A 24,317-nucleotide genomic window follows, 5' to 3' on the forward strand; every position below is an offset into this window, starting at 1 on the left:
CTTGTCAGACTTGCCCGGCAAGATGGGCGCATGGCCGGGGACGAATCCACACTGGCGCCGGAGCGCCGGCGGCGGGCCGGGTCGATGGAACTGCTGCTCATCGCCCTCACCGCACTGGCGCTGTCGGGTTCCTGGGTCAGCGGTGTCCTGACCGACCATGCCCGCCTGGCCGCCGCGGCCACGGTGTTCTGCGGCGTCTTCGTGCAGGCCCTGCCGTTCCTGGTGCTGGGCGTCATCGTCAGTGGCCTCGTGGCCGCATATCTCACCCCGGAGCGGCTGGCCCGCCTGCTGCCGCGCCGGCCGGCGCTCGCGGTGGCGGTGGCGGGTGTCGGCGGTGCCGCGCTGCCCGGTTGCGAATGCGGCTCGGTGCCCGTGGCGCGCCGGTTGTTCAGCGGGGAGACGGCCGGGGCCGCCCTGACCTTCATGCTGTCCGCCCCGGCGATCAACCCGGTGGTGCTGGTGGCGACGGCCGTCGCCTTCCCCGGCCAGCCGCAGATGGTGGTGGCGCGGTGTGTGGCATCACTGCTGACCGCGGTGGTGATGGGGCTGCTGTGGCAGCGCTGGGGCCGCGCCGAATGGGTGACCCGCACGCTGCCCGCCCACCACGACGAGGGCGCATCGCGCTTCACCGTCTTCACCGAGGCGGCCCGGCACGACTTCCTGCAGTCCGCGGCCTATCTGGTGGTCGGCGCCGGTGCGGCGGCGGTGCTGCGCGCGGCCGTGCCGTCGTGGGTGTTCGAGCAGGTGGCCGGCAACCTGGTGGTCGGCGTGGTGACAATGGCGCTGCTGGCCGTCGTGCTGGCGCTGTGTTCGGAGGCCGACGCGTTCGTCGCGGCCAGCCTGACCATGGTCCCGCTGGTGCCGCGCCTGGTGTTCCTGGTGGTCGGCCCCGCGGTGGACGTCAAGCTGTTCGCGATGCAGGCCGGCGTGTTCGGCCGGCCGTTCGCCGTGCGATTCGCGCCGGTGACGCTGGTGGTCGCCACTGCCTGTGCGACGGCCGTCGGGCTGCTGCTGCTCGGGGGTGCGTCGTGAGCCGGGAAACCCAGAACATCCTGGTGCTGTTGATCGGGCTGAGCACGGGCCTGATCGCGGTGAAGGGCACCTACCTGAATTTCGTGAAACCAGCGCTGTTCCCGTGGCTGGTCGTGGCGGCCCTCCTGTTGGTGGCGCTCGCTGTGGTGTGCCTGGTGCGGGACCTGCGCCACGGGCCGCCGGGTGGCCATCACCACCGCGGACTGCTGGCATGGCTGCTGCTCATCCCGGTGGCGCTGACCGCGTTCGTCAGCGTGCCGCCGATGAGCGCCGTCGGCGCCGAGACCGTCACCGCCGCGGTGGCCCCGCCGAAGCGGGCCTTCCCACCGCTGCCGGCCGACGGCGCGGTGTCGCTGCCGGAGGTCGTGCTGCGGGCGGCCGCGGACTCCACGAAAAGCCTTGAGGGACGGACCATCACCGTCACCGGGTTCACCATGGGCGACGACCTGGCCCGCGTCGTGATCGTGTGTTGCGCCGCCGACGCGCAACTGGCCCGCATCCACCTGACCGGCGACCTCGGATCGCACCCGAAAGACACCTGGCTGAAGGTGCAGGGCAAGGTGGTACCCGGGACATCCAATCCGTCCACGAATTTCGTCCCGACCATGGAAGTGACCAGTGCCGAGCCAATCCCCAAGCCCCGCAACACCTACGCGTACTGACGCGCAGGCCCTGCTCGAACAGCTCGCCGGCCCCGGCGCGGTGCTGCGCGACGACCAGTGGGTGGCCATCGAGGCCTTGGTGGTCCAGGGCCGCCGAGCGCTGGTGGTGCAGCGCACCGGGTGGGGCAAGTCCGCGGTGTACTTCATCGCCGCCAAGCTGCTGCGGGCCGCCGGCCGCGGCCCGACCGTCATCGTCTCGCCGCTGCTCGCTCTGATGCGCAACCAGGTGGCGTCAGCCGAACGTGCGGGCGTCCGCGCCGCCACCATCAACTCCAGCAATGTCACCGAATGGGACGAGGTGCACCAGCGGGTCGCCTCCGGCGACCTCGACGTGCTGCTGGTCAGCCCGGAGCGGTTGAACAACCCCGATTTTCGCGACGCCGTCCTGCCTGCGTTGGCCGCCGATGCCGGCCTGGTCGTCGTCGACGAGGCGCACTGCGTCTCCGACTGGGGCCACGACTTCCGGCCCGACTACCGGCGCATCCGCACCCTGATCGGTGAATTGGGTTCGGGCATACCGGTTCTCGCCACGACCGCGACCGCCAACGACCGCGTGGTGCAGGACGTCGCCGCGCAGCTGGGCGTCGGGGGCGGCGATACCCTGGTGCTGCGCGGTGGCCTGGACCGGGAATCACTGCGCCTGTCCGTGGTGCATGCCGGGGGACCGGCGCAGCGGGCGGCCTGGCTTGCGGCGCATCTGGATTCGCTGCCCGGCTCGGGCATCGTCTATACCCTGACGGTGTCGCAGGCCCACGACATCGCCGCGCTGCTGCGCGAGCAGGGCCACACCGTCGCCTCCTACACCGGTTCCACCGAGGCCGCCGAACGCGAACAGCTGGAAGCCGACCTGCTGAACAACCGGGTCAAGGCGCTCATCGCCACCTCGGCGCTGGGCATGGGCTTCGACAAACCGGACCTGGGCTTCGTCGTGCACCTGGGGGCTCCGTCGTCACCCATCGCGTACTACCAGCAGGTCGGCCGTGCCGGCCGCGCCACATCCAGCGCCGAGGTGATCCTGCTGCCGGGCAAAGAGGATGCCGACATCTGGCGGTACTTCGCGTCGGTCGCCTTCCCGTCGGAAGCCTTGGTCCGCAAGGTGATCGGCGAACTCGAGCCGGACCGGGCACTGTCCACCGCGGCCCTGGAACCGTTGGTCGACCTCAACCGGTCGCGGCTCGAGATGGTGCTCAAGGTGCTGGACGTCGACGGTGCGGTGCGCCGCGTCAAGGGCGGATGGATCAGCACCGGCGAGCCGTGGTCGTACGACGAGGAGCGCTACCGCAACCTGGACGCCGCGCGGCAGCGCGAGCAGCAGGCCATGCTGGACTACCAATCGACCACCGAGTGCCGAATGGTGTTCCTGCGCAGCCAACTCGACGATCCCGAGCTCGACGGCCGCGGCTGCGGCCGGTGCGACAACTGTGCGGGTGCGCGCTACACCGCCGACGTCGATGCCGAGGCGGCGTCGACGGTGCGCGATCAGCTCATGCGGCCCGGCGTGGAGATCGCCCCGCGCAAACAGTGGCCGACGGGCCTCGGCTCCCTGGGAATCGGGTTGTCCGGACGTATCTCCGGTGGTGCGGAACCGGGGCGGGTCATCGGTCGACTGACGGACCTGGGGTGGGGTGCCCGGCTGCGCCAGTTGCTCGACGGGCCCGACGGTGAGGTGCCCGACGCCGTTGTGCAGGCGGCCGTGGCGGTCCTCAAGGCCTGGAACTGGAAGGAACGTCCGGTGGCGGTCATGGGTCTGGACTCCGAGCGGCATCCGCAATTGATCGGCTCGCTGGTCACCCGGCTGGCGGAGCTGGGCTGGCTGCAGAACCTGGGCACGCTGTACTACCGGCCGCAGCGGCGTCCGGTGACGGCGGCGAACTCGGCGTATCGAGTTGCGGCGCTGGTGGATTCGTGGGAGGTGCCCACGCTGGACGTGAGCGGTCCGGTGCTGCTGGTCGACGACCTCGTCGACACCGGCTGGACCATGACCATGGCGACGCAGGTGCTGCGCACCGCCGGGGCGCCCGCAGTGCTGCCCTTCGCGATGGCGTCTGTCAGCTGACGGCAGACCGCCACTCGGCGTACAGCTCATCGACCATCTGGGCGACCTCGTCGTAGGTTTCCCAGGTGTCCGGTTCGCCGTACCTCTCGCCATGACGAGCGACGGCCGGCACATTGCGATACTGCGAGAGGTAGGTCCGGTAACCCGCCTCGGCGAAAGCGTTTCCGGTGTCGGTCAGCATCGACGGGTCGATCTGATTGACGCAGTACCGGCGCAGGTACTCGCCGGGCGTGATGGTCCGGTTGTGCAATTCGGTTGGATTGCAGTCGGACCGGGTGAGGTCGTGCAACGCCAACCACGCCATGAACATCCCGATGTGGGTGCTCGCCGCGCTCACATCGAGGTCCAGTTCCCCCACGCTGTCGTAGTGCCACTCGGCGTCGTCGTATGTCACTCCTCGAGCCTATGAGCCTGGCGCACCGGTTCCGGACGCCAATTTTCTGGTGCCCGTCGGTCAGTTCCGGCGCAGCCCCAGCTGGTCGACCACGGGGTCGACGCCGACCAACTCGATATCGTTGCGGCGCAAGGATTCCCACTGGTCGCGCGTCATGGTGAACTCCAGCATGGTGTCGAAAACCCCGCGCCGTGATTGCCGTGACGAGCCGGTCTGTACGTAGGGCAGCGACCGCGTGACGCCGAGTGACGCCGCGTTGTCGTGCCAGGCCCGGGTGGTCGCGACGTCGGCGTCGAATCCGGCGAAGACCAGCTGCAGCGCCGCCGTGCGCATCTCCCGGCCCAAGCCGCGGCCCTGATAGCGGCGGCCCAGCCACGAGCCGGTGGACACGGTCCGGCGGGCGGGAAAGCCGTCGGCGGTCACCGTGCAGACGCCCACGGCGTCGTCGCCGACGATGACGGCCATCGGCACGTCCCAGTGCTCCGTCGACACCTCGGCGCGGGTCTGCCGGAAGTACTGGACGGTGTTGCGTTCCAGCTCGGGGGAGGCCGCGTCGGTCCACGGGACCGAGAACGGCATGCTGGCCGGATCGTGGATGCCCTGGGCGGCCAGGCGGGCGAGTTCGTCGGCCAGTTCGTCGGTCACATGGCAGAGCCGCAGAACCGGAGTGATCACCTCCAGTTCCGCCAGGGGCCAGGGCGAAGGGCGCATGCCCAATACCAACACAGCCGAGCTAATTCACGAAAGCGAATATTTGCCGCTTCAAGCCACGCTGACCTGCAACTTTCGTCGCTTGTGTAACAGCTGCACCGGGCCGAGCGAAACACCCCCAGAGGCCGGGGAAGACGGATGCGGCCAGAACAAAGGAGGATTCCATGACTCGTGCCGTGACGTTCGGCCGTTCCACCCTCGGCTTCATCGCCCTGGGCGCCGCCTGTGCCGCCCTTGTCGTGCCGCGGGCATCGGCCGATCCCGTGAGCCCGACCTCGCCGACGACGTCGGCCACCGCGTCGCCGACCACGACCGCGACCACCGCCGCGACGCCGACCACCTCGGCGACGCCCACCACGTCCGCCACGGCGCCGTCGACCACGACGACGACCACCGTCGCCCCGGCCGCCACCGTCGCCGACTGCAGCACCGCGACGCTCGCCAAGACCATCAGCTCGGTCACGCTGCAGCTGTCGGACTACTTCGCCGCGCACCCGGATGCCGACGCCGCGCTGCTCGACGCCACCCGGCAGTCGGCGTTCGCCGCCATGAGCCAGTTCGACAACTACTTCAAGGCCCACCCCGACGAGGCCGACGCGCTGCGCGGCATTCAGGCTCCGCTGGCCGCCTTCAAGGACCGCTGCGGCCTGCAGGTCGCGCCGACCGACGCGCTGGCCGTCCTCAACGGCGTCTAGCCGTCACTGGCCGAACTCACGTCCGGCCGGGCTGGGAGCCGCCGAGTTGCGCCGTCAGCGTCGCGGCGGCGGCCACCAGCCCGCGTGCTCGCTTACTGATCTCCGCGTCGGTCAGGGCATGGCCGATCTGCAGTGACAGCACCATCACCTGACGTTGGTGGTGGTCGAACACCGGCGCTGCGATGACGCTGATGTCGTGCTTGGCGCGTCCGCCCGTCGCCGCGCTCGATTCGCTCGGCAGGTACACGCGCTCACCGATGTCGGAGACGAGTTCACCCAGCAGAACCCGTAATTCGTCGGGCAGGTTGCTCGACATGCCGGCCATCATGGCGTACAGCCGCCGCCCGCCAGGTGTCAGCCGCTCGACGAGATAGCCCGATTCGCGGCACTCGGCGATCACCCGTTCCAGCCGCGCGCTGTCGGTGCGCAATGGGATCGTCGGCTCCTTGGCGAGCCAGTCGCGCACCGCGCGCTCATCCCACAGCACGAACATCAGGCCGACCGGCGGCGCGAACGGGTAGCTCTGCCCGACCTGTACCGGCTCCGGACTGCCGTGCGGGGCAACGAGTTCCAGCAGTGTGATGCGGTCGTCGACGACAGCGGACAGGGCCGCCGTCGCGTTGAAGGCCTCCGACAGCCGGCGCAGTTCCGCCCGCGCGGCCGGACTGATGCGCATGGACTCCTGCGCGGTGTGGCCCAGTGTGATCAACCGCGGGCCCAGCCGGTAGGTCTTCTCGGCCGCGTCACGTACCAGGTAACCGGCGTCGGCGAGCGTGGTGACGATGCCCAGGCAGGTGGGCTTGCTGAGGTCGAGGCGGCGCGCCAACTCGGACAGCCCGAATTGTTCCTGGGGGTGACTGGCCAGGAAATCCAGCACCGCGACGACGCGGGCGGTGGGCGGCGACGCGCGGCCGGTGTCGGTCATGGCTAGGAATGTACGACATCGGTCCAAATATGGACCGTTGTGCCGAGGTGGGAGGTCAGGGGAGGATCGAGGCGAAGCCGCAGGTCGAACGGCACGACGGCAGTGCGCGGCATTGACGACAACTGGAACACGTTCTACCCTTCAGTCGGAATATCTACCGATGCGTTCCAATATTGGAACGGAAGGGTGTTGACCGTATGTTCACGCAGTCGTTCGTCGACGCCGTCGCCGAGGCGGAGCGCCTCGTCGCCGCGGCGCCGTTCATCGAATCCGAGGCCGATCTGCTCGAAGGCCTGCAATACCTCGCCGGTTGTATCGCGTCGTGCACCCACGTCGCGTTCGACTACGACAAGGACCACCCCTTCCTGCACAGCGGCACCGGTCCGTTCGAGAAGATGGGCCTCGACAACCCCGACACCATGTACTTCGGCACCCGCGTGCAGCCGGGTCACGAGTACGTCGTCACCGGCCGTCGCGGCACCACGACCGACGTGAGCTTCCAGCTGCTCGGCGGTGAATACACCGACGCCAACGTGCCGGACAGCGAGACGGCGTTCGACGACCGCAAGCTCGACATCGCCGCCGACGGCACGTTCGAGTGGCGGTTCACCCCGGCCACCCCGGCGCAGCTGGTGATCCGCGAGGTCTACAACGACTGGTCGGCGCAGCGCGGTTCGTTCGCGATCTCCCGCACCGACACAGCGGGCACCGCACCCGAGCCGTTGACCCGTGAACTGATCGAGAAGCGGTACGCCGTCGCCGGCAAGCAGCTGGTGCAGCGCGTCAAGACCTGGCTGCAGTTCCCGAAGTGGTTCTACGACAACCTGCCGGTCAACACCCTCACCGCGCCGCGGCTGACCCCGGGCGGGCTGGCCACGCAGTACTCGTCCGTCGGGCACTACGACATGACGCCCGACCAGGCCATGGTCATCACGCTGCCGGTGACGGACGCGCCCTACCTCGGCTTCCAGCTCGGCAGTCTCTGGTACATCTCGCTGGACTACATCAATCACCAGACGTCGCTGAACGGCACTCAGGCGCAGGCGGATCCGGACGGCAAGATCCGGATCGTGGTGTCGGAGAACAACCCGGGCGTGACCAACTGGTGCGAGACCCTCGGCCACGCCAGGGGCTACCTGCAGTTCCGCTGGCAGCGGGTGTCGCGCGAGCTGACGGCCGAGGACGGCCCGACGTGCGAGGTCGTGGGCCTCGACGAGGTCGCCTCGAAGCTCCCGTTCTACGAGACCAACAAGATTTCCGAAGAAGATTGGCGCGCGCGGATTGCACTGCGCCAGAGGCTTATTGGCGAGAGGATGGTGGGCTGACCGTGAGTGGACTGCTCGATGGAAAGGTCGTGGTGATCAGCGGCGTCGGGCCTGGGCTCGGAACGACGCTGGCGCGCCGATGTGCGGAGAACGGTGCCGACCTGGTGCTGGTGGCCCGCACGGTGGAACGGCTCGAGGTCGTCGCCAAGGAGGTGACGGAGCTGGGCCGGCGCGCGCTGGTGGTGGGCGCCGACATCACCGACGAGGAGCAGGTCGCCAATGTGGTGGCCCGTACCACGGAGGAGTTCGGTAAGGCGGACGTGTTGATCAACAACGCGTTCCGGGTGCCGTCGATGAAGCCCTTCGCGAACACGACGTTCGAGCACATGCGCGATGCGATCGAGCTGACCGTGTTCGGTGCGCTGCGCATGACCCAGGGCTTCACCCCGGCGCTCGAGACGGCCAAAGGCTCTGTGGTGAACGTGAATTCGATGGTCGTGCGGCATTCGCAGGCCAAGTACGGCGCCTACAAGATGGCGAAGTCGGCGCTGCTGGCCATGTCGCAGACCCTCTCGACCGAGCTGGGCGAGAAGGGCATTCGCGTGAACTCCGTGATGCCGGGCTACATCTGGGGCGAAACCCTGGAGGGTTACTTCAGCCATCAGGCGCAGAAGTACGGCACCACCGTCGAGCAGATCTACGCGGCGTCGGCCGCCGGCTCCGACCTGAAGCGCCTGCCGACCGAGGACGAGGTGGCTTCTGCCATCCTGTTCCTGGCCAGCGACCTGGCCAGTGGCATCACCGGCCAGTCGCTCGACGTCAACTGCGGGGAGTACAAGGCATGAGCGCACTTCGGACGAACGTCGGCACTGTCGAGGACCTGCACGCCTCGGCCGTCAAGGCCTGCGGCCTGGACGACTTCGGTGGCGACGACGACAACTACCTGGAAGCCCTTGGCGTGCTGCTGGATTCGTACCAGCGCGAGGCCGACCTGACCGAGCTCGGCAGCAAGATGCAGCGGTTCTTCACCCGCAACGCGCTGGTGGCCCGCCTGGTGTCCAACGCCGCGTTCAAGCAGTACCCGCAGCACGCGGATGTGCCGATCGAGCGGCCGATCTTCGTCACCGGCCTGCCGCGCACCGGCACCACGGTGATCCACCGGCTGCTGACGGCCGACCCGCGACATCAGGGCCTGGAGATGTGGCTGGCCGAGTTCCCGCAGCCGCGGCCGCCGCGCGAAACCTGGGCGGACAATCCGGTTTTCAGTGCGCTCGATGCGCGGTTCAAGCAGGCTCACGAGGAGAACCCGGACTACACGGGCCTGCACTTCATGACGGCCGACGAGGTCGAGGAATGCTGGCAGCTGCTGCGTCAGTCGCTGCATTCGGTGTCCTACGAGACGCTGGCGCACGTGCCGTCGTACGCGCAGTGGCTGGCCCGGCAGGACTGGACGAAGTCCTACCAGCGGCACCGCAAGAACCTGCAGTTGATCGGGCTGAACGAGCCCGAAAAGCGTTGGGTGCTCAAGAATCCCAGCCACCTGTTCGCGCTGGATGCGCTGTTCAAGGTGTACCCGGACGCGCTGGTGGTGCAATGCCACCGACCGGCCGAGACCATCATGGCGTCGATGTGCTCGCTCGCGCAGCACACCACGGAGGGTTGGTCGAACACCTTCACCGGCAAGGTGATCGGTGACGACTCGATGGAGACGTGGTCGCGCGGCCTGGAGCTGTTCAATGCCGAACGGGCCAAGCATGATCCCAAGCAGTTCTGCGATGTCGACTACTTCGAGTTCATCAAGGACCCGGTCGGCGCCGTCGAGGGCATCTACCGCACGTTCGGCATCGAGTTCACCGATGCCGCACGCCAGGCCATCACCGAGAGCCACGCGCAGAGCCAGCAGGGTCCGCGCGCGCCGAAGCACACCTACTCGCTGTCCGACTACGGGCTGACCGAGGAGCAGGTCAAGGAGCGCTTCGCCAACCTGTAGCGGCCGGACGATCGCGAAAACCCCCTGAATCAACTGATTCAGGGGGTTTTCGCGTTTCTGCGCGAGAGAAACTCAGCCGTCGCCGGGGGAGGGAGCGGTGGAGAACTCCTCCAGGCATCCCTCGGCGACCGCGTGCTTGATGCTGTCGGACATCTTGGGGCACGAGCGGCTGCGACTGGGATCGCCGCCTTCGGCGCGGATCTCGCTGAAATATGCGCACCGCTGCGTCGCCTCCGAATTCCACTGCACCGCAGTGTGTTCCGGACCCAACTTCTTCACCGAGACCGTCGAGTGGCAGAACCGGCAGTCGACCGGAACCAGACCCGAGGTCAGGTACCGCTGCCGGTCGGCCGCGGTGGCTTCACGAACCGCGGCCAGGCGCACCGGGTCGCCGGCGAAATCCGGTGCCTTGGACCAGGATCCGTTCGCCGGCGCATCGGATGCGGGATGGGCGTGGTCGTCGTCTTCGCCGTGACCCATCAGCTGCAGCATCGAACGGGCCAGGCTCTCGGCTTCGTCGGCGGTGCCGACGAATGGGCTCCGAGCCTGATCCCGCTCGCTGTGCTGGGGCATCAGCTGGACTGCTCTGCTGATTCCTTGGCCTCGGCCTGCAGGCGCAGGTTCTCGGCCACTTCGCCCTGCCACTTCTCGTTGGCGACCGTGGTGTCGATCTCCAGCTCGAAGCGGTCGGTCATGTCCGGGGTGATGTCGGCGACGTCGACGTAGAACTGCTGGTACCAGCGGCGCATCTGGTAGACGGCGCCGTCTTCTTCGACCAGCAGCGGGTTGTCGATGCGGGTCTTGTGCTTCCAGATTTCGACGTCCTGCAGGAAGCCCTTGCTGACCCCGTCGGTCATGGCGTCGGCGAGCTTCTGGGTGGTCTTTTCGTCCATGCCCTTGGGCTTTTCGACGATGACGCCCCACTGCAGCACGAACGCGTCCTGGCTGACCGGGTAGTGGCAGTTGATCAGGATCGACTCGGCCTTGTAGCCGCTGTAGTTGTTGTGCAGCCAGTTGATCATGAACGACGGCCCGAAGTACGAGGCCTCCGAATCCAGGTGCGCCTCGCCGTACTGGGTGCCCATGCCACCGATGTCCGGCCGGCCCACGTTGTGCAGGTACTGGCTGGCGATGTGACCTTCGAAGACGTTCTTGAAGTACGTCGGCAGGCCGTAGTGAATGTAGAAGAAGTGCGCCATGTCAGTGACGTTGTCGATGATCTCGCGGCAGTTGCTGCCCTCGATCAGCAGCGAGTTCCACTGCCAGTCGGTCCAGTTGTCACTGTGGAATTCGGGGATCTCGGGGATCCGCACCTCTTCCTGAGGCGGGTTGCCCTCGTGGTCGTGCCACACGAAGAGCAGACCGCCACGGACGTCGGTGTGCCAGGCGCGGGTACGGGCCAGGCGCGGCGTGCGCTTGGCGTAGGGCACCAGCTGGCACCTGCCGTCGCCGCCCCAGCGCCAGTCGTGGAACGGGCATGCGACCGCATCCCCCTTGATGGTGCCCTGCGACAGGTCACCGCCCATGTGGCGGCAGTAGCCGTCCAGGATTTTCAGGTCACCCTTCGAGTCCGCGAACACCACCAACTTGGTGCCGAACGCCTCGAACGAATGCGGCTTGCCGTCCAGGAAGTTCTTCACAGGACCCACGCAGTGCCATCCACGGGCAAAGCGGTCCGGCAGCACGCCGGTATCGATCTCGCGAACCCCCGCGGTTTCGGTGCTCACCTTGGCCTCCCAATCTGTGCCTAGTAACTAGAACACGTTACAGTTTTTCCTCGGTGCAGCGCAATGCAAGCGTCCCCACCTGCGGTGTATTGCGAGGGCGAGCGAAGCGACGGGGTAGGTTCTGTCCATGCCGCTTTACTCCTTCGAGGGCCGGAGCCCGGTCGTCGACCCCACGGCGTTCATCGCCCCCACCGCCGTGCTGATCGGCGATGTTCGTGTCGAAGCCGGGGCCTCGGTGTGGTTCAACGCGGTTCTGCGCGCCGATTACGCGCCCGTCGTCATCCGCAACGGTGCAAACGTGCAGGACGGGTCGGTGCTGCACGCCCCTCCCGGCATTCCGGTCGACATCGGGCCCGGCGCGACCATCGCGCACCTGTGCGTCGTGCACGGCGCCCATGTCGGTGCCGAAGCACTCATCGCCAACAACAGCACCATCCTCGACGGCGCGGTGATCGGCCGCCGCAGCCTGGTCGCCGCCCATTCGCTGGTGGTCGCCGGAACCAAGATCCCCGACGAAGTGCTGGTCGTGGGTTCGCCGGCCAAGATTCGCGGCCCGATCTCCGGAACCGGTGCCGAGACGTGGATCAACACCAATCCGCAGGCCTACCGCGAACTGGCAGAGCGCTACCTGACGGGTCTCGAAGAGCTGTAGCGCCCGGATTTCGTGGAAATCTGACATTCGGGCCGACGTTCGGCCAAGACTGGGCGCATGAAGCTGCCGCTCGTCGTCCTGGCCGGTGCCTCCATTGCGCTGACGGCTCCGTCCGCGCACGCCGCGCCGCCGCCCAACTTTCCCGACTTCACGGGCTTCAGCGTCGTCACGTCGACGCATCTGGCGACCTACCAGCGCACCGATCAGCAGGTGGTGAAGTTCTCAACACCCGAGGGCCTGGCATGCCTCATCAGCGCGCTGGGCGGCGTGGCGCCGAGCGTGCGGTGCTACGGCCCGGTGCCGGGGACGACGGGCCTGCCCGTCACCGCCGATCCCAACGCCAAGGCGCCCCGCGATTTCGGGGTGGCGCAGCTGCACGCGGCCAACGAGGGCACGATCAGCAACTACCGCGGTGACTACCCGACCGATCTGGCCGGCGCACCACTACTCGCGCCGGGGGAGAAGGTCACTCTGACGACGATGACGTGCGGCGTGGTGGCCGGTGGCGTCACCGCCTGCATCGACTCCACCGGCGGCGGCCACGGCTTCGTCCTGCAGCCGTCGGGCTCCTGGACTTTCTAACGAGCGATTTGTGCACGATTTTCCGCGGCCAGCGCGGAAAATCGTGCACAAATCACGAGGTACGCGGCGCTTCCCAGAAGGCGCGCAGCGCCAGGAGTTGCCCGGCCTCGTTGGCGCGGTAGGTGAAGACGCCGTGGGTGGTGAAGTCGTGCCCGCCGATGGTGGTCACGATGTTGCCGACGTTGGCTTCCTCGTCACCGCACTGGTAGGTGGTCTCGAAGTTGAACACGAGACTGTCGGTGGGCGCGATCGCCTTGTCCCAGAAGGCCGAGATGGCTTCCTTGCCGCGGTGCCCCTTGCCCTCGGGATCGAGGAACGACGGCCCGATCGGGTCCTGCACGATGGCGTCGTCGGCGAAGTTGGCCAGCCAGGCCTCCTTGTCGCGGGCGGCCACGGCATCGCGGGACCGCTTGCCGGCCAGGTGCGCGGGGTGATTCGGGTCGGAAACCGTCATGTCAGTTCTTTCCGGGCTTGTCGCTCGAGACGACCCACATCGAGTAGTACTGTGCGCCACCGCCGTACGCGTGGCCCAGCGCCTTACGGGCGCCCTCGACCTGGTGGTCGCCGGCCTTGCCCATGACCTGGATGGCCGACTCGGCGAAGCGGATCATGCCGGATGCGCCAATGGGATTCGACGACAGCACACCGCCGGAGGCGTTGAACGGAATCCGACCGCCGATGGCCGTCTCGCCGGCCTCGGTCAGCTTCCAGCCTTCGCCCTCGGGCGCGAAGCCGAGGTTCTCCAGCCACATCGGCTCGTACCAGGAGAACGGCACATAGACCTCGGCGCAGTCGATTTCGTCGATCGGGCTGGTGATCCCGGCGTCGCGCCAGAGGGCAGCGGCCGCGTCGCGGCCGGCCTGCGGGTTCACCTGGTCGCGGCCCGAGTAGGCCAGCGGCTCGGTGCGCAGCGCGGTGGCGTGGATCCAGGCCACCGGGTGCCCCTCGGCGACGCGGGCGTCGGCCACTTCCTCATTGCCGATGACCAGGGCGGCCGCGCCGTCCGACGACGGGCAGGTCTCATCGAAACGGATTGGGTCCCAGAGCATCTGCGATGACATCACCTTCTCGACGGTGATGTCGGGCTGGTGCAGGTGCGCCAGCGGGTTCTTGGCGCCGTTGAGCCGGTCCTTGACCGCCACCATGGCGCCGATGTGCTCGGGCGCGCCCGAGCGGCGGATGTAGGCGCGCACGTGCGGGGCGAAGTAACCGCCCGCGCCGGCACCGACGGGCTTGGTGAACGGCACCGGAATCGACAGTGCCCACATGGCATTCGACTCGGACTGCTTCTCCCACGCCATGGTCAGGACGCGGCGGTACTTGCCGGACTTGACCAGGCTGGCGGCGACGATCGCGGTCGAGCCACCCACCGAACCGGCGGTGTGCACGCGGATGAGCGGCTTGTTGGTGGCGCCGGTGGCGTCGGCCATGAACAGCTCGGGCATCATGACGCCCTCGAAGAAGTCCGGTGCCTTGCCGACGACGACGGCGTCGATGTCGGCCATCGTGCAACCGGAGTCCGCGAGCGCGCGGTCGATGGCCTCGCGCACCAGGCCGTTCATCGAGACGTCGGAACGCTTGGCGACGTACTTGGTCTGTCCCGTACCGAGGACGGCAGCTTTGTTCGCCATCAGTTCTTACCCTCCAGGACGGCAATCAGATTCTGTTGCAGCGCAGGACCACTCGTGGCGTGGGCCAGGACGCGGTTCGCCGAGCCGTTGAAGATGTGCTCGGCGGCGAAGCCGATGCGCTCCAGGCCGGCGGAGAACATCGGGTTGGCGGCCAAGGCGCCACCCGACGGGTTGATCTTGGTCGAGTCCTTCAACCCGATCGCCTCGGTGAGGATCAGCTGCTGGTGGCTGAACGGCGCGTGCAACTCGGCGATGTCGATGGAGCCGGTGTCCCCACCGGTGGCGGCGGCGGCCGAAGCGGCGGTCGACGTCGACACCGTGAGATCACGGGCACCCAGGATCGGCGTCTCGATGCGGTGCTCGAAACCGGTGATCCAGGCGGGGTTTTCGCGCAGCTCGCGCGCCTTGTCGGCCGAGGCCAGCACGATCGCCGACGCGCCGTCGGTGATCGGCGCGATGTCGTGACGGCGCAGCGGGTCGGCGAAGAACGGCCGCGACAGCAGCTCGCTCACGCTGGTCGCGGACTCGAGGCGGTCGACGCGCTCGGCGACGGCGAACGAGTCCAGCGCCACCTGCGCCATCTGCTCGGCGGTCCACTTACCGGCGTCCAGGCCGAACCGGGCCTGCAGGCCGGCCATCGAGACGGCGTCCGGCCACAGCGGCGAGACGGTGTACGGGTCGGTCTGCAGGGCCAGCACCCGGCGCAGGGTGCCGGCGCTGCCCTTGCCGAAGCCGTAGACCAGCGCGGTGTCGACCTCGCCCGTCAGGATCTTGATGTAGGCCTCGTACAGCGCCCAAGCGGCGTCCATCTCGACGTGCGACTCGTTGATCGGCGGCACCGCGCCGATCGAGTCGATGGCGGAGATGAACGAAAATGCCCGGCCGGCAAGGTAATCCGAGGAGCCCGAGCACCAGAAACCGATATCGGTCTGCTGCAGGCCCAACTCGGTGAACAGCTTGGCAAAGCACGGCATCAGCATCTCGACGCCGTTCGTGGTGCCGTCGGTGCGGCGCACATGCGGGGCATGCGCGAACCCGACGACCGCTACTTCACTGGAAGTCATTGTGGCCCTTTACAGGTGGTGCTTGTACGAGTCGTAGTCGGCGTCGGGTTCGCCGGATGGTTTGAAGTGCGAGATGTTGTCGATGCCCAGGCCCCACTCCTCGCGGGGCTTCCACACCGCCTGGACCCGCATGCCCATCCGGACATCGGCCGCGTCGATCTCGGTGACCAGGTGCAGGAACGGGATGTCGGCACCGTCGAGCAGCACGTAGGCGGCCACGTACGGCGGCTTGATGCGCTGACCCGGGAACGGGATGTTGATGATCGCGAAGGTGGTGACGGTGCCGCGGTCGGGCAGCTCGACGAACTCGTCGAGAACCATGCCGGTGGCCGGGTCGGCCTCCTTCGGCGGGAACAGCACCGGGCCGGGCTTACCGTCGCGGCCGACCTTGGTGCGGCCACCGAGCAGCTTGCCCTCCTGCAGACCGCGCAGGAAGGTGCTCTCGGGAAGTGAAGCGGTGTGCTGGATTTCGATGGACGACGGCGAGACCAGCATGGTCACCGGGTCGCGGTCGTCGGCCGGCAACGGTTCTTCGGCGTCTTCACCGGGCACGAAGTACGCGATGTCCGTGATGGCGCCGACGGGCTCGTCGACCCAGTGCGCGCGGACGCGATCGCCGGACTTCAGCGACCCCTCAGGCGCGTCGACGGCGTGCAACAGCGGGGTGTCCGCGCCGTCGAGCTTGATGAGCGCCCAGGCGAACGGGCGCTGCAGGGGCTGGCCTTCCAGCGGCTCGGGCTGCCAGGTCCACGACACCACGGTGCCGACACTGGAAACCGGAACCACCTCGGTCAGGGCCTCATACGTGACAGGGTCATACTCGGCGGGCGGGACGTGTACCCGGCCGTCCGAACCGCGGGTGCCGACGATGCGTCGTCCGCGCAGCGCGGTGAAGAACTGACTCAGGACCGGACCGACTGAACGGGTGTAGTCGAATGACAGTTTCAGCGGAGCCGAAAGGGGCGGCTCATGGCCTGCCATCTGGGCTGGGCTGCTTTGGCTAACGCTCACGGCATCGAGTAGAACAGGTTCTAACAATCGTGGCAAGCACGTTCGGAAAGGCGACCCCATGAAACTCGGTTTGCAGCTCGGATACTGGGGCGCCAAGGCGCCCACCGACCACGCGACGCTCGTCGCCGCCGCGGAGGAAGCCGGTTTCGACACCGTCTTCACCGCGGAGGCCTGGGGCTCGGACGCCTACACCCCGCTGGCCTGGTGGGGCCGGGAAACCACGCGGATGCGCCTGGGCACCTCGGTGATCCAGATGTCGGCCCGCACCCCCACGGCGTGCGCCATGGCGGCCCTCACGCTCGACCACCTGTCGGGCGGTCGGCACATCCTCGGCCTCGGCGTCTCGGGGCCGCAGGTCGTCGAGGGCTGGTACGGCCAGAAGTTCCCGAAGCCGCTGGCCCGCACCCGCGAGTACATCGACATCCTGCGCAAGGTATGGGCCCGCGAGGCCCCGGTGACGAGCGACGGCCCGCACTACCCGCTGCCGCTCTCGGGTGAGGGCACGACGGGTCTGGGCAAGCCGCTCAAGCCGATCACGCATCCGCTGCGCGCGGACATCCCGGTGATGCTGGGCGCCGAAGGCCCCAAGAACGTCGCGCTGGCCGCCGAGATCGCCGACGGGTGGTTGCCGATCTTCTACTCGCCCCGGATCTCCGGCATGTACAACGAATGGCTCGACGAGGGCTTCGCGCGCGCCGGCGCTCGCCGGACCCGCGAGACGTTCGAAATCTGTGCCACCGCACAGATCATCGTCACCGACGACCGGCCGATGGTCATGGAGATGATGAAGCCGCACCTGGCGCTCTACATGGGCGGCATGGGTTCGGAGGACACCAACTTCCACGCCGAGGTGTACCGCCGCATGGGCTACTCCGAGGTCGTCGACGATGTCACCAAGCTGTTCCGCAGCGACCGCAAGGACGAGGCGGCCAAGGTCATTCCGGACGAGTTGGTCGACGACTCCGCGATCGTCGGCAACCTGGACTACGTCAAGGAACAGATCAAGGCCTGGGAAGCCTCGGGCGTGACGATGATGGTCGTCGGGGCCAAGTCGGTCGAGCAGATCAACCAGCTGGCTGAATTGGTCTAGTTTCCCTCGCGAACAGACGTAAAACTGTCGTTTTGGGCTGTCGACGTGCAGTTTTGCGTCTGCTCGCAAAGTTGGCAGTAGACACTTATTGCAAAGTGTCTATAACGTGTTCTAGATTTGTGCTGTGACAGACGCCACCGAGTCCGCACCGTCGCAGCATGTCATTGCCGGCACCGTGCTGACCATGCCCGTGCGCGTCCGTAAGGCGACGCAGCACATGGCGATGTTCTCGGTGGACGCCGATGCCGCGCAACGCATGATCGACTACAGCGGCCTGCAGGTGTGCCGGTTTCGCCCGCGCCGGGCGGTGGCCGTGCTGATGCTGATGCACTACGTCGACAGCGACCTCGGCGAGTACTACGAGTACGGCACCAACATCATGGTGAACCCGCCCGGCTCGAACGCCTCGGGCCTGCGCGCCCTGCAGTCCGCCGGCGCCTTCATCCATCACCTGCCCGTCGACCAGGCCTTCACGCTGGAGGCCGGCCGATCGATCTGGGGCTATCCGAAGGTCATGGCGGACTTCGCCGTCCGTGACGGGAAGAACTTCGGCTTCGACGTCACCATCGACGGCCGGTTCGCCGTCGGGATGGACTTCCGGCCCGGCCTGCCGGTGCCCGCGCCTTCGAAACCCCAGGCGCCCCCGACCTATTCGCACCTCGACGGTGTCAGCCGCGAGACCGTCGGCGTGATGAGACCGTCCGGCGTGCGCTATCGGCCCGGGGGCGTGACGGTGCGCCTCGGTGACCACCCGTACGCCCGGGAATTGGCGGCCCTCGGATTGCCGAAACGCGCCATGCTCTCGGGTTCCGCTGACAACGTAGACATGACCTTCGCCGACGCTCAGGAGATCAAGTGACCAGTGTTATCACCCGCCCCGACGTTGACCTGGCCGACGGCCGGTTCTATGCCGACCGGGCAGCCGCGCACGAGGCGTACCGGTGGATGCGGGCCAACGAGCCGGTGTTCCGGGACCGCACCGGACAGGCCGCGGTGACGACCTACCAGTCCGTCCTCGACGCCGAGCGCAACGCCGAACTGTTCTCCAACGCCGGCGGCATCCGCCCCGACCAGCCGGGGATGCCGTACATGATCGACATGGACGATCCGGCACACCTGTTGCGGCGCAAGCTCGTCAACGCCGGCTTCACCCGCAAGCGCGTCATGGACAAGGTGCCGTCGATCGGGCGTCTGGTCGATGCGCTGATCGACAACGTCTGCGAGAAGGGCGAGGCCGACTTCGTCCGCGACCTGGCGGCCCCGCTGCCCATGGCCGTCATCGGCGACATGCTCGGAGTGGTGCCCGAAGAGCGCGAGATGCTGCTCGATTGGTCCGACGAGCTGGTGTCGGGGCTGTCGTCGCACCTGGACGAGTCGTCGATCCAGAAGCTGATGGAAACCTTTGCGGCATATACGGCTTTCACCATGGACGTCATCAAGGACCGGCGGGCCAACCCGACCGACGACCTGTTCTCGGTGTTCATCAACTCCGAGGTCGAAGGTCAGCGGCTGAGCGATGACGAGATCGTCATGGAGACTCTGCTGATCCTGATCGGCGGCGACGAGACCACGCGGCACACGCTGTCCGGCGGCACCGAGCAGCTGATGCGCAACCGCGACCAGTGGGACCGCCTCGTCGCGGATCCGTCGCTGATGCCCGGCGCGATCGAGGAGATGCTGCGCTGGACCTCGCCCATCAAGAACATGTGTCGCACGCTGACCGCGGACACCGTCTTCTACGGCACCGAGCTGAAGAAGGACGAGAAGGTCATGCTGATGTTCGAGTCGGCGAACTTCGACGGCGACCAGTTCGCCAACCCGGACGAATTCCACATCGACCGGAACCCCAACAGCCACTTGGCATTCGGCTTCGGCACCCACTTCTGTATGGGCAACCAGCTGGCCCGGCTGGAACTGCGACTGATGACCGAGCGGCTGCTGCAGCGCCTGCCCGACCTCCGCTTGGCCGACGGTGCCGAGATCCCGCTGCGCGCCGCCAACTTCGTCAGCGGCCCCGAAGCCATGCCGGTGGTGTTCACCCCGACCGCCCGGGTGCTCTGAGCTAGCCGCTCACTGTGGCCGGCACCGCCATCGAGATGACGGTGCCGGGTGCGCCGGTGACCGTGAATTCGCCGCCTGTGGCAAGCACTTTCGTGCAGATCGACGCGAATCCGATGTGACCGTCCTCGACGCTCTGCGCGAGCCGGTCCGGCGGGATGCCGACGCCGTCGTCGGCGATGCGTAGTTCGGCCCGGCTTCCGTTGTGCGCCAGCCGGAATCGCAGGTTGTCGGCGTGCGCGTGCTTGATCGCGTTGGTCGAGAATTCGCGGGCCGCGCTGTAGAGCAGGTGGTCGGCGTCGGTGCGCAGGTCGTCGGGCCAGTCGTCGGCGTCCAGATGAACCGTGATGCTGGTGCGTGCGGCGATGCCGTCGGCCAGCGCGGTGATCGCGGCCTTGAGGCCGGAGCGGGCCAGCACCTCGGGATGCAGTTCACGCACCACATCGCGCAGCAGCCGGGAGGATTCGGCGAGCGCGAAGTCGACACGGTCCATGCCCTCGACCGACCCGTCGCGGACGTCCTCCATGTCGTGCCGCGCCACCAGGACGTACTGCAAGGCGCCGTCGTGCAGGCGCTCCGAGAGGGATTGGCGTTCGCGCTTCTCCAGGCTGATGACCTCTTCGAGCAGACGGGTCCGCTCCTGAGCCAGCCCGGCGATGGTCCTGGTCTTGGCTTGCTGCACCCACGACAGCGCGACCGAACCGGCGGCCAGGCCGAACACGATGGCGGTCCGCAACAGGATCGAGGCCCAGGGTTCGTGACCGTTGGCCTCGCGGTCGATCCAGTTCACGACGAAGAACGTGGCGACGGTGGGAATCGCGATCATGGCGCTGACGGCGGGATCGAGCTGAGCTGCCGCGATCAGCGGGATCAGGAAGAGCCCGTGCTGCATCACGTCCGACGTCCACGTTTCCGGCGAACTGAGCCCGCTGTCCACTGAAATGACCGCCACCACAGTCAGATCCGCGCACAGCATGAGCAGCGCCACGGCGCGCTGGGTGCGTCGATCGGCGTGGTCGGCCGAACGTCGTCCCCACCAACCCCACGCCGCGACCATCGCGACGTAGCAGGCGAAGATGCCCCAGTGCAGCCGCAGGTTCGCGTTCGGGGGCTCCAGCAGCAGGCCGAATCCGACGAACACCGCCAGCAGTGCCCGCAGGGCGAACTGCAGCAGCAGACCCCGCACCAGCGAGGTGTCGGTGCTTGGCATCTGAGTCCCCCTGGCTTTCGTGATTTGTGCACGATTTTCCGCGATGGCCGCGGAAAATCGTGCACGAATCACGCAAAAGATTCGACGATCGACTCTCGGGGGTCGCGCCAGGTCAGGCTCAGGTCGGACAAGGTCAGGCTGTCGTCGGTGGGGACGGCGGCCGTCAGCAGCAGGGCGGCTTCATAGCTCAGCCCCTCGGCCAGGGGCAGCCAGCGCCCGGCGGCATCCGACACCCGGCCGACGCCGCGAAACATGCCGGGCGACAGCGGAATCCGCCGGATCGGCCGGCCCAGCGCCGACTGCAGCGCGTCGACCATCTGATCGAACGTCAGCAGCACGCCGCCGCAGACATAGCGCTTCGGGCCGCGGCCGGGCTGCATAAGCGCCGTGTGTACCCGGGCCACGTCACCGACATCGATCATCTGCATGCCGCCGCGCAGCCGCGGGGCGACGCGGTAGCGCACGATGGGGTCCCAACCACGTTGTGTCACACCGACTGCCGTGTGGAACGCCGGTCCGACGACCGACGACGGGTAGGTCACGACGACGGGCGCACCCTCGGCCTGCAGCCGGCGGGCGGCGTTGTCGGCGTAGGCCTTGGTGCGGGCGTAGTCGCTGCGGCCGGGTGCCGGGGGAGTGTCGGGGCCGATGATGCCGTCGGTCGGCGGGAACAGCGAGCTGTAGGACGACACCGAGACGATCGGGTCGAGGCCCAACTCAGCGGCCCGCGTCAACAGGGCCTCGGTGGCGTAGGCGTTGATGTCCCACATCAGCTGGGTGCGCCGGCTGTCGGTGCCGACGACACCGGCCGCGTGCAGTGCGGCGTCGCAGCCGGTCAGCAACTCGGAAACCGTTGCGGGGTCCCGGATGTCGCCGGTCAGGATCTCGAGCGGACCGATCTGGCCCAGCGCGTCGAGCGCGGCGTCGTCGCTGCCGCCGGGAATCACGAGCAGCCGGACCGTATGTCCGGCGGCCAGCAGGGCGCGGACGGTGTGGGCACCGACGTAGCCGGTGCCGCCCGTCACTGCGATGTGCATCAGCGCATCTTGAACTGCGGTGCGCGCTTCTCCTTGAATGCCAGCGGGCCTTCCTTGGCGTCCTCGGACAGGAACACCGGGATGCCGTTGGCGGTATCGGGCTTGAAGGCGTCGTTCTCGTGCATGCCCTCGGTCTCGCGGATGGTCTTGAGGATGGCCTGCACCGCCAGCGGACCGTTGTTGTTGATCACCTCGGCGATCTCGAGAGCCTTCTCCAGCGCGGTGCCGTCCGGAACCACGTGGCCGATCAGCCCGTAGTCCAAGGCCTGCTGCGCGGTGATATGCCGGCCGGTCAGCAGCATGTCGCACGCGATGGTGTACGGAATCTGGCGCACCAGGCGCACCGCCGAACCGCCCATCGGGTACAGGCTCCACTTGGCCTCGGAGATGCCGAACTTGGCGCTCTCCCCGGCGACGCGGATGTCGGTGCCCTGCAGGATCTCGGTGCCGCCGGCGATGGCCGGGCCCTCGACCGCCGCGATCAGCGGCTTGGTCAGGCGGCGGCCCTTGAGCAGACCGTCGATGCGCGACGGGTCGTAGCTGCCGTCTTTGAACGAGTCGCCCGGCGGCTTCTTGGTGGCGCCCTTGAGGTCCATACCGGCGCAGAAGTAGCCGCCCGCACCGGTCAGGATGCAGGTGCGGATTTCCGGATCGCTGTCGACGCGGTCCCACGCCTCAACCATTATCGAGAGCATCTCGCCTGAGAGCGCGTTGCGGGCCTCGGGTCGGTTCAGGGTGACGATCAACGTGTGTCCGCGCTGCTCAATGAGGGCGTCTGCGGTTTTTTCGGGTGCGCTCACGGGTACCAACTTCCGGTCTCGAGATCGTTAGACTTGTCACAAAATGTAACACGTTCTAGTTTATGTAACGTGGCTCTGAACATCGCAGATCTCGCCGAGCACGCCATTGATGCTGTGCCGGACCGCGTCGCACTCATCTGTGGCGACGAACAGCTGACCTATGCCCAATTGGAGGAGAAGGCCAACCGCCTCGCTCACTACCTCCAGTCGCAGGGCGTGAAGAAAGACGACAAGGTTGGGCTCTACTGCCGCAACCGTATCGAGATCGTGATCGGCATGCTCGGCATCGTCAAGGCCGGCGCGATCCTGGTCAACGTCAACTTCCGCTACGTCGAGGGCGAGCTGAAGTACCTGTTCGACAACTCGGACATGGTCGCCCTGATCCATGAGCGCCAGTACTCCGACCGGGTCGCCAATGTGCTGCCCGAGTTGCCGCTGCTCGAGACGATCCTGGTCGTGGAAGACGGGTCCGACAACGATTTCCAGCGCTACGGCGGCGTTGAGTTCTACTCCGCCATCGCCGACAGCTCGCCCGAGCGTGACTTCGGTCCGCGCAGCGAAGACGACATCTACCTGCTCTACACCGGCGGCACCACCGGATTCCCCAAGGGCGTCATGTGGCGGCACGAGGACATCTACCGAGTGCTGTTCGGCGGCACCGACTTCGCCACCGGCGAGCCCATCGCCGATGAGTACGACCTGTCCAAGCAGGCCGCCGCCAACCCGCCGATGATCCGGCTTCCCATCCCGCCGATGATTCACGGCGCGACGCAGTCCGCCACCTGGATGGCGCTGTTCACCGGCCACACCGTGGTGCTGATGCCGGAGTTCGACGCCGACGCCGCCTGGCGAATGATCCACGAGCACAAGGTCAATCTGCTGTTCTTCACCGGCGACGCGATGGCGCGGCCACTGCTGGACGCGCTGCTGGCGCATCAGGACGCCGGCAACGAATACGACCTCTCCAGCTTGTTCCTGCTCGCCAGCACCGCCGCCCTGTTCTCGACCAGCCTCAAGGAGAAGTTCCTCGAGCTGCTGCCGAACCGCGTGATCACCGACTCGATCGGCTCGTCGGAGACCGGCTTCGGCGGCACCAGCATCGTGGCGAAGGGCCAGTCGCACACCGGCGGTCCCCGCGTCACCATCGACAAGAACACCAAGGTCCTCGACGAGGACGGCAACGAGGTGGTTCCGGGCTCGGGCGTGCGCGGCATCATCGCCAAGTGCGGGCACATCCCGGTCGGCTACTTCAAGGACGAGAAGAAGACCGCCGAAACCTTCCGCACCTACAACGGGGTCCGGTACGCGATCCCCGGCGACTACGCCGAGGTCGAGGCCGACGGCAGCGTGACGATGCTGGGCCGCGGCTCGGTGTCGATCAACTCCGGTGGCGAGAAGATCTACCCCGAAGAGGTCGAGGCCGCGCTCAAGGGACACCCGGATGTGTTCGACGCCCTGGTCGTCGGCGTGCCGGACCCGCGCTTCGGTCAGCACGTCGCGGCCGTGGTGCAGCCCCGCGAGGGCACCAGGCCTGCGCTGGCAGACCTGGATGCGTTCGTCCGGAGCGAGATCGCCGGCTACAAGGTGCCGCGCAGCCTGTGGCTGGTCGACGAGGTCAAGCGCTCCCCGGCCGGCAAGCCCGACTACCGCTGGGCCAAGGATCAGACCGAGGCGCGTCCCGCCGATGAGGTTCACGCGAAACACGCAGGCGCACAAGCCTAGTCA

25 protein-coding genes are annotated in these 24,317 nt (G+C 67.5%); 13 read left to right on the forward strand and 12 right to left on the reverse strand.

All coding sequences use genetic code 11. From position 1 onward, the window contains the following. The first annotated feature begins 30 nt into the window (after nt 1-30). From ACJH6I_RS23455 to ACJH6I_RS23465, 3 genes are read left to right on the forward strand one after another with little or no spacing between them, the layout of a single operon-like run. Nucleotides 31-1,032, forward strand: coding sequence for a permease (locus ACJH6I_RS23455; protein ID WP_318985457.1), 1,002 nt, complete (start codon nt 31-33; stop codon nt 1,030-1,032). Beyond that, nucleotides 1,029-1,694 (forward strand): TIGR03943 family putative permease subunit, encoded by a 666-nt coding sequence (locus ACJH6I_RS23460; protein WP_318985458.1) that lies wholly within the window; start codon nt 1,029-1,031, stop codon nt 1,692-1,694. Before ACJH6I_RS23455 ends, ACJH6I_RS23460 begins: the two co-directional genes overlap by 4 nt. Then, entirely contained in the window at nt 1,651-3,750 is a 2,100-nt protein-coding gene (locus ACJH6I_RS23465) for a RecQ family ATP-dependent DNA helicase (RefSeq protein ID WP_318985459.1), read from the forward strand. Before ACJH6I_RS23460 ends, ACJH6I_RS23465 begins: the two co-directional genes overlap by 44 nt. Here the strand turns inward: ACJH6I_RS23465 and ACJH6I_RS23470 are convergent. Then, entirely contained in the window at nt 3,743-4,144 is a 402-nt protein-coding gene (locus ACJH6I_RS23470; RefSeq protein ID WP_318985460.1) for a hypothetical protein, read from the reverse strand. The genes ACJH6I_RS23465 and ACJH6I_RS23470 overlap by 8 nt on opposite strands. 60 nt (nt 4,145-4,204) lie before the next feature. Then, nucleotides 4,205-4,855, reverse strand: a complete 651-nt coding sequence (locus ACJH6I_RS23475) for a GNAT family protein (protein ID WP_318985461.1) — start codon at nt 4,853-4,855, stop codon at nt 4,205-4,207. Between the two features lie 164 nt (nt 4,856-5,019). On the opposite strand from ACJH6I_RS23475, the gene ACJH6I_RS23480 reads away from it, so the two are divergent. Continuing rightward, nucleotides 5,020-5,550, forward strand: coding sequence for a hemophore-related protein (locus ACJH6I_RS23480; RefSeq protein ID WP_141772274.1), 531 nt, complete (start codon nt 5,020-5,022; stop codon nt 5,548-5,550). A 16-nt stretch (nt 5,551-5,566) separates the two neighbouring features. On the opposite strand, the gene ACJH6I_RS23485 is transcribed toward ACJH6I_RS23480, so the two are convergent. After that, nucleotides 5,567-6,475, reverse strand: coding sequence for a helix-turn-helix domain-containing protein (locus ACJH6I_RS23485; RefSeq protein ID WP_318985462.1), 909 nt, complete (start codon nt 6,473-6,475; stop codon nt 5,567-5,569). A gap of 197 nt (nt 6,476-6,672) precedes the next feature. Between ACJH6I_RS23485 and ACJH6I_RS23490 the strand changes: the two genes are divergently transcribed. From ACJH6I_RS23490 to ACJH6I_RS23500, 3 genes are read left to right on the forward strand one after another with little or no spacing between them, the layout of a single operon-like run. Continuing rightward, a complete protein-coding gene (locus ACJH6I_RS23490; protein ID WP_318985463.1) occupies nt 6,673-7,800 on the forward strand; it encodes a hypothetical protein in 1,128 nt (375 codons plus the stop codon). 2 nt (nt 7,801-7,802) lie between these two features. Continuing rightward, on the forward strand, nt 7,803-8,585 hold the full coding sequence (locus ACJH6I_RS23495; protein WP_318985464.1) for an SDR family oxidoreductase: 783 nt from the start codon (nt 7,803-7,805) through the stop codon (nt 8,583-8,585). Continuing rightward, nucleotides 8,582-9,730 carry a sulfotransferase gene (locus tag ACJH6I_RS23500; RefSeq protein ID WP_318985465.1) on the forward strand — a complete coding sequence of 383 codons (1,149 nt, stop codon included), beginning with the start codon at nt 8,582-8,584 and terminating at the stop codon, nt 9,728-9,730. The genes ACJH6I_RS23495 and ACJH6I_RS23500 overlap by 4 nt, the downstream gene beginning before the upstream one ends. A gap of 72 nt (nt 9,731-9,802) precedes the next feature. Here the strand turns inward: ACJH6I_RS23500 and ACJH6I_RS23505 are convergent, their stop codons facing one another. Next, entirely contained in the window at nt 9,803-10,303 is a 501-nt protein-coding gene (locus tag ACJH6I_RS23505; protein WP_318985466.1) for a hypothetical protein, read from the reverse strand. Next, entirely contained in the window at nt 10,303-11,457 is a 1,155-nt protein-coding gene (locus ACJH6I_RS23510) for a Rieske 2Fe-2S domain-containing protein (RefSeq protein WP_318985467.1), read from the reverse strand. The genes ACJH6I_RS23505 and ACJH6I_RS23510 overlap by 1 nt, the downstream gene beginning before the upstream one ends. A gap of 127 nt (nt 11,458-11,584) precedes the next feature. On the opposite strand from ACJH6I_RS23510, the gene ACJH6I_RS23515 reads away from it, so the two are divergent. Beyond that, a complete protein-coding gene (locus ACJH6I_RS23515) occupies nt 11,585-12,109 on the forward strand; it encodes a gamma carbonic anhydrase family protein (protein ID WP_318985468.1) in 525 nt (174 codons plus the stop codon). 57 nt (nt 12,110-12,166) lie between these two features. Then, nucleotides 12,167-12,691 (forward strand): hypothetical protein, encoded by a 525-nt coding sequence (locus ACJH6I_RS23520; protein ID WP_318985469.1) that lies wholly within the window; start codon nt 12,167-12,169, stop codon nt 12,689-12,691. Between the two features lie 52 nt (nt 12,692-12,743). On the opposite strand, the gene ACJH6I_RS23525 is transcribed toward ACJH6I_RS23520, so the two are convergent. The 4 genes from ACJH6I_RS23525 to ACJH6I_RS23540 are packed head-to-tail and all read right to left on the reverse strand — an operon-like array spanning nt 12,744 to nt 16,397. Beyond that, on the reverse strand, nt 12,744-13,145 hold the full coding sequence (locus ACJH6I_RS23525; protein ID WP_020100770.1) for a nuclear transport factor 2 family protein: 402 nt from the start codon (nt 13,143-13,145) through the stop codon (nt 12,744-12,746). A gap of 1 nt (nt 13,146) precedes the next feature. Next, complete coding sequence (locus ACJH6I_RS23530; RefSeq protein ID WP_406784561.1) at nt 13,147-14,322, reverse strand: thiolase domain-containing protein; 1,176 nt, start codon at nt 14,320-14,322, stop codon at nt 13,147-13,149. Further along, a complete protein-coding gene (locus ACJH6I_RS23535) occupies nt 14,322-15,386 on the reverse strand; it encodes a thiolase domain-containing protein (RefSeq protein WP_406784562.1) in 1,065 nt (354 codons plus the stop codon). Before ACJH6I_RS23535 ends, ACJH6I_RS23530 begins: the two co-directional genes overlap by 1 nt. Before the next feature lie 9 nt (nt 15,387-15,395). Beyond that, complete coding sequence (locus ACJH6I_RS23540) at nt 15,396-16,397, reverse strand: Zn-ribbon domain-containing OB-fold protein (protein WP_406784563.1); 1,002 nt, start codon at nt 16,395-16,397, stop codon at nt 15,396-15,398. Nucleotides 16,398-16,455: 58 nt separating this feature from the next. On the opposite strand from ACJH6I_RS23540, the gene ACJH6I_RS23545 reads away from it, so the two are divergent. The 3 genes from ACJH6I_RS23545 (at nt 16,456) to ACJH6I_RS23555 (ending at nt 19,548) form a co-directional block, all read left to right on the forward strand. Next, nucleotides 16,456-17,487 (forward strand): LLM class F420-dependent oxidoreductase, encoded by a 1,032-nt coding sequence (locus tag ACJH6I_RS23545; protein WP_406784564.1) that lies wholly within the window; start codon nt 16,456-16,458, stop codon nt 17,485-17,487. A 184-nt stretch (nt 17,488-17,671) separates the two neighbouring features. After that, nucleotides 17,672-18,346, forward strand: coding sequence for an acetoacetate decarboxylase family protein (locus ACJH6I_RS23550; protein ID WP_212814568.1), 675 nt, complete (start codon nt 17,672-17,674; stop codon nt 18,344-18,346). Further along, on the forward strand, nt 18,343-19,548 hold the full coding sequence (locus tag ACJH6I_RS23555) for a cytochrome P450 (protein ID WP_406784565.1): 1,206 nt from the start codon (nt 18,343-18,345) through the stop codon (nt 19,546-19,548). The genes ACJH6I_RS23550 and ACJH6I_RS23555 overlap by 4 nt, the downstream gene beginning before the upstream one ends. Nucleotide 19,549: 1 nt before the next feature. Here the strand turns inward: ACJH6I_RS23555 and ACJH6I_RS23560 are convergent, their stop codons facing one another. The 3 genes from ACJH6I_RS23560 to ACJH6I_RS23570 all read right to left on the reverse strand — a co-directional run bounded on the left by ACJH6I_RS23560 (nt 19,550) and on the right by ACJH6I_RS23570 (nt 22,592). Next, the gene (locus tag ACJH6I_RS23560) at nt 19,550-20,755 is read right to left on the reverse strand and encodes an ATP-binding protein (protein ID WP_346416030.1); all 1,206 of its coding nucleotides are present in this window, start codon (nt 20,753-20,755) and stop codon (nt 19,550-19,552) included. A 68-nt stretch (nt 20,756-20,823) separates the two neighbouring features. Next, entirely contained in the window at nt 20,824-21,792 is a 969-nt protein-coding gene (locus ACJH6I_RS23565) for an NAD-dependent epimerase/dehydratase family protein (protein ID WP_346416029.1), read from the reverse strand. After that, entirely contained in the window at nt 21,792-22,592 is an 801-nt protein-coding gene (locus ACJH6I_RS23570) for a crotonase/enoyl-CoA hydratase family protein (protein WP_318985475.1), read from the reverse strand. Before ACJH6I_RS23570 ends, ACJH6I_RS23565 begins: the two co-directional genes overlap by 1 nt. A 69-nt stretch (nt 22,593-22,661) precedes the next feature. Between ACJH6I_RS23570 and ACJH6I_RS23575 the strand changes: the two genes are divergently transcribed. After that, nucleotides 22,662-24,314, forward strand: coding sequence for an acyl-CoA synthetase (locus tag ACJH6I_RS23575; protein ID WP_318985476.1), 1,653 nt, complete (start codon nt 22,662-22,664; stop codon nt 24,312-24,314). The last annotated feature ends 3 nt before the right edge of the window (nt 24,315-24,317 follow it).

The sequence above is a fragment of the Mycobacterium sp. SMC-13 genome (genome assembly GCF_045311035.1).
In the GTDB taxonomy this organism is placed as follows: Bacteria; Actinomycetota; Actinomycetes; order Mycobacteriales; family Mycobacteriaceae; genus Mycobacterium.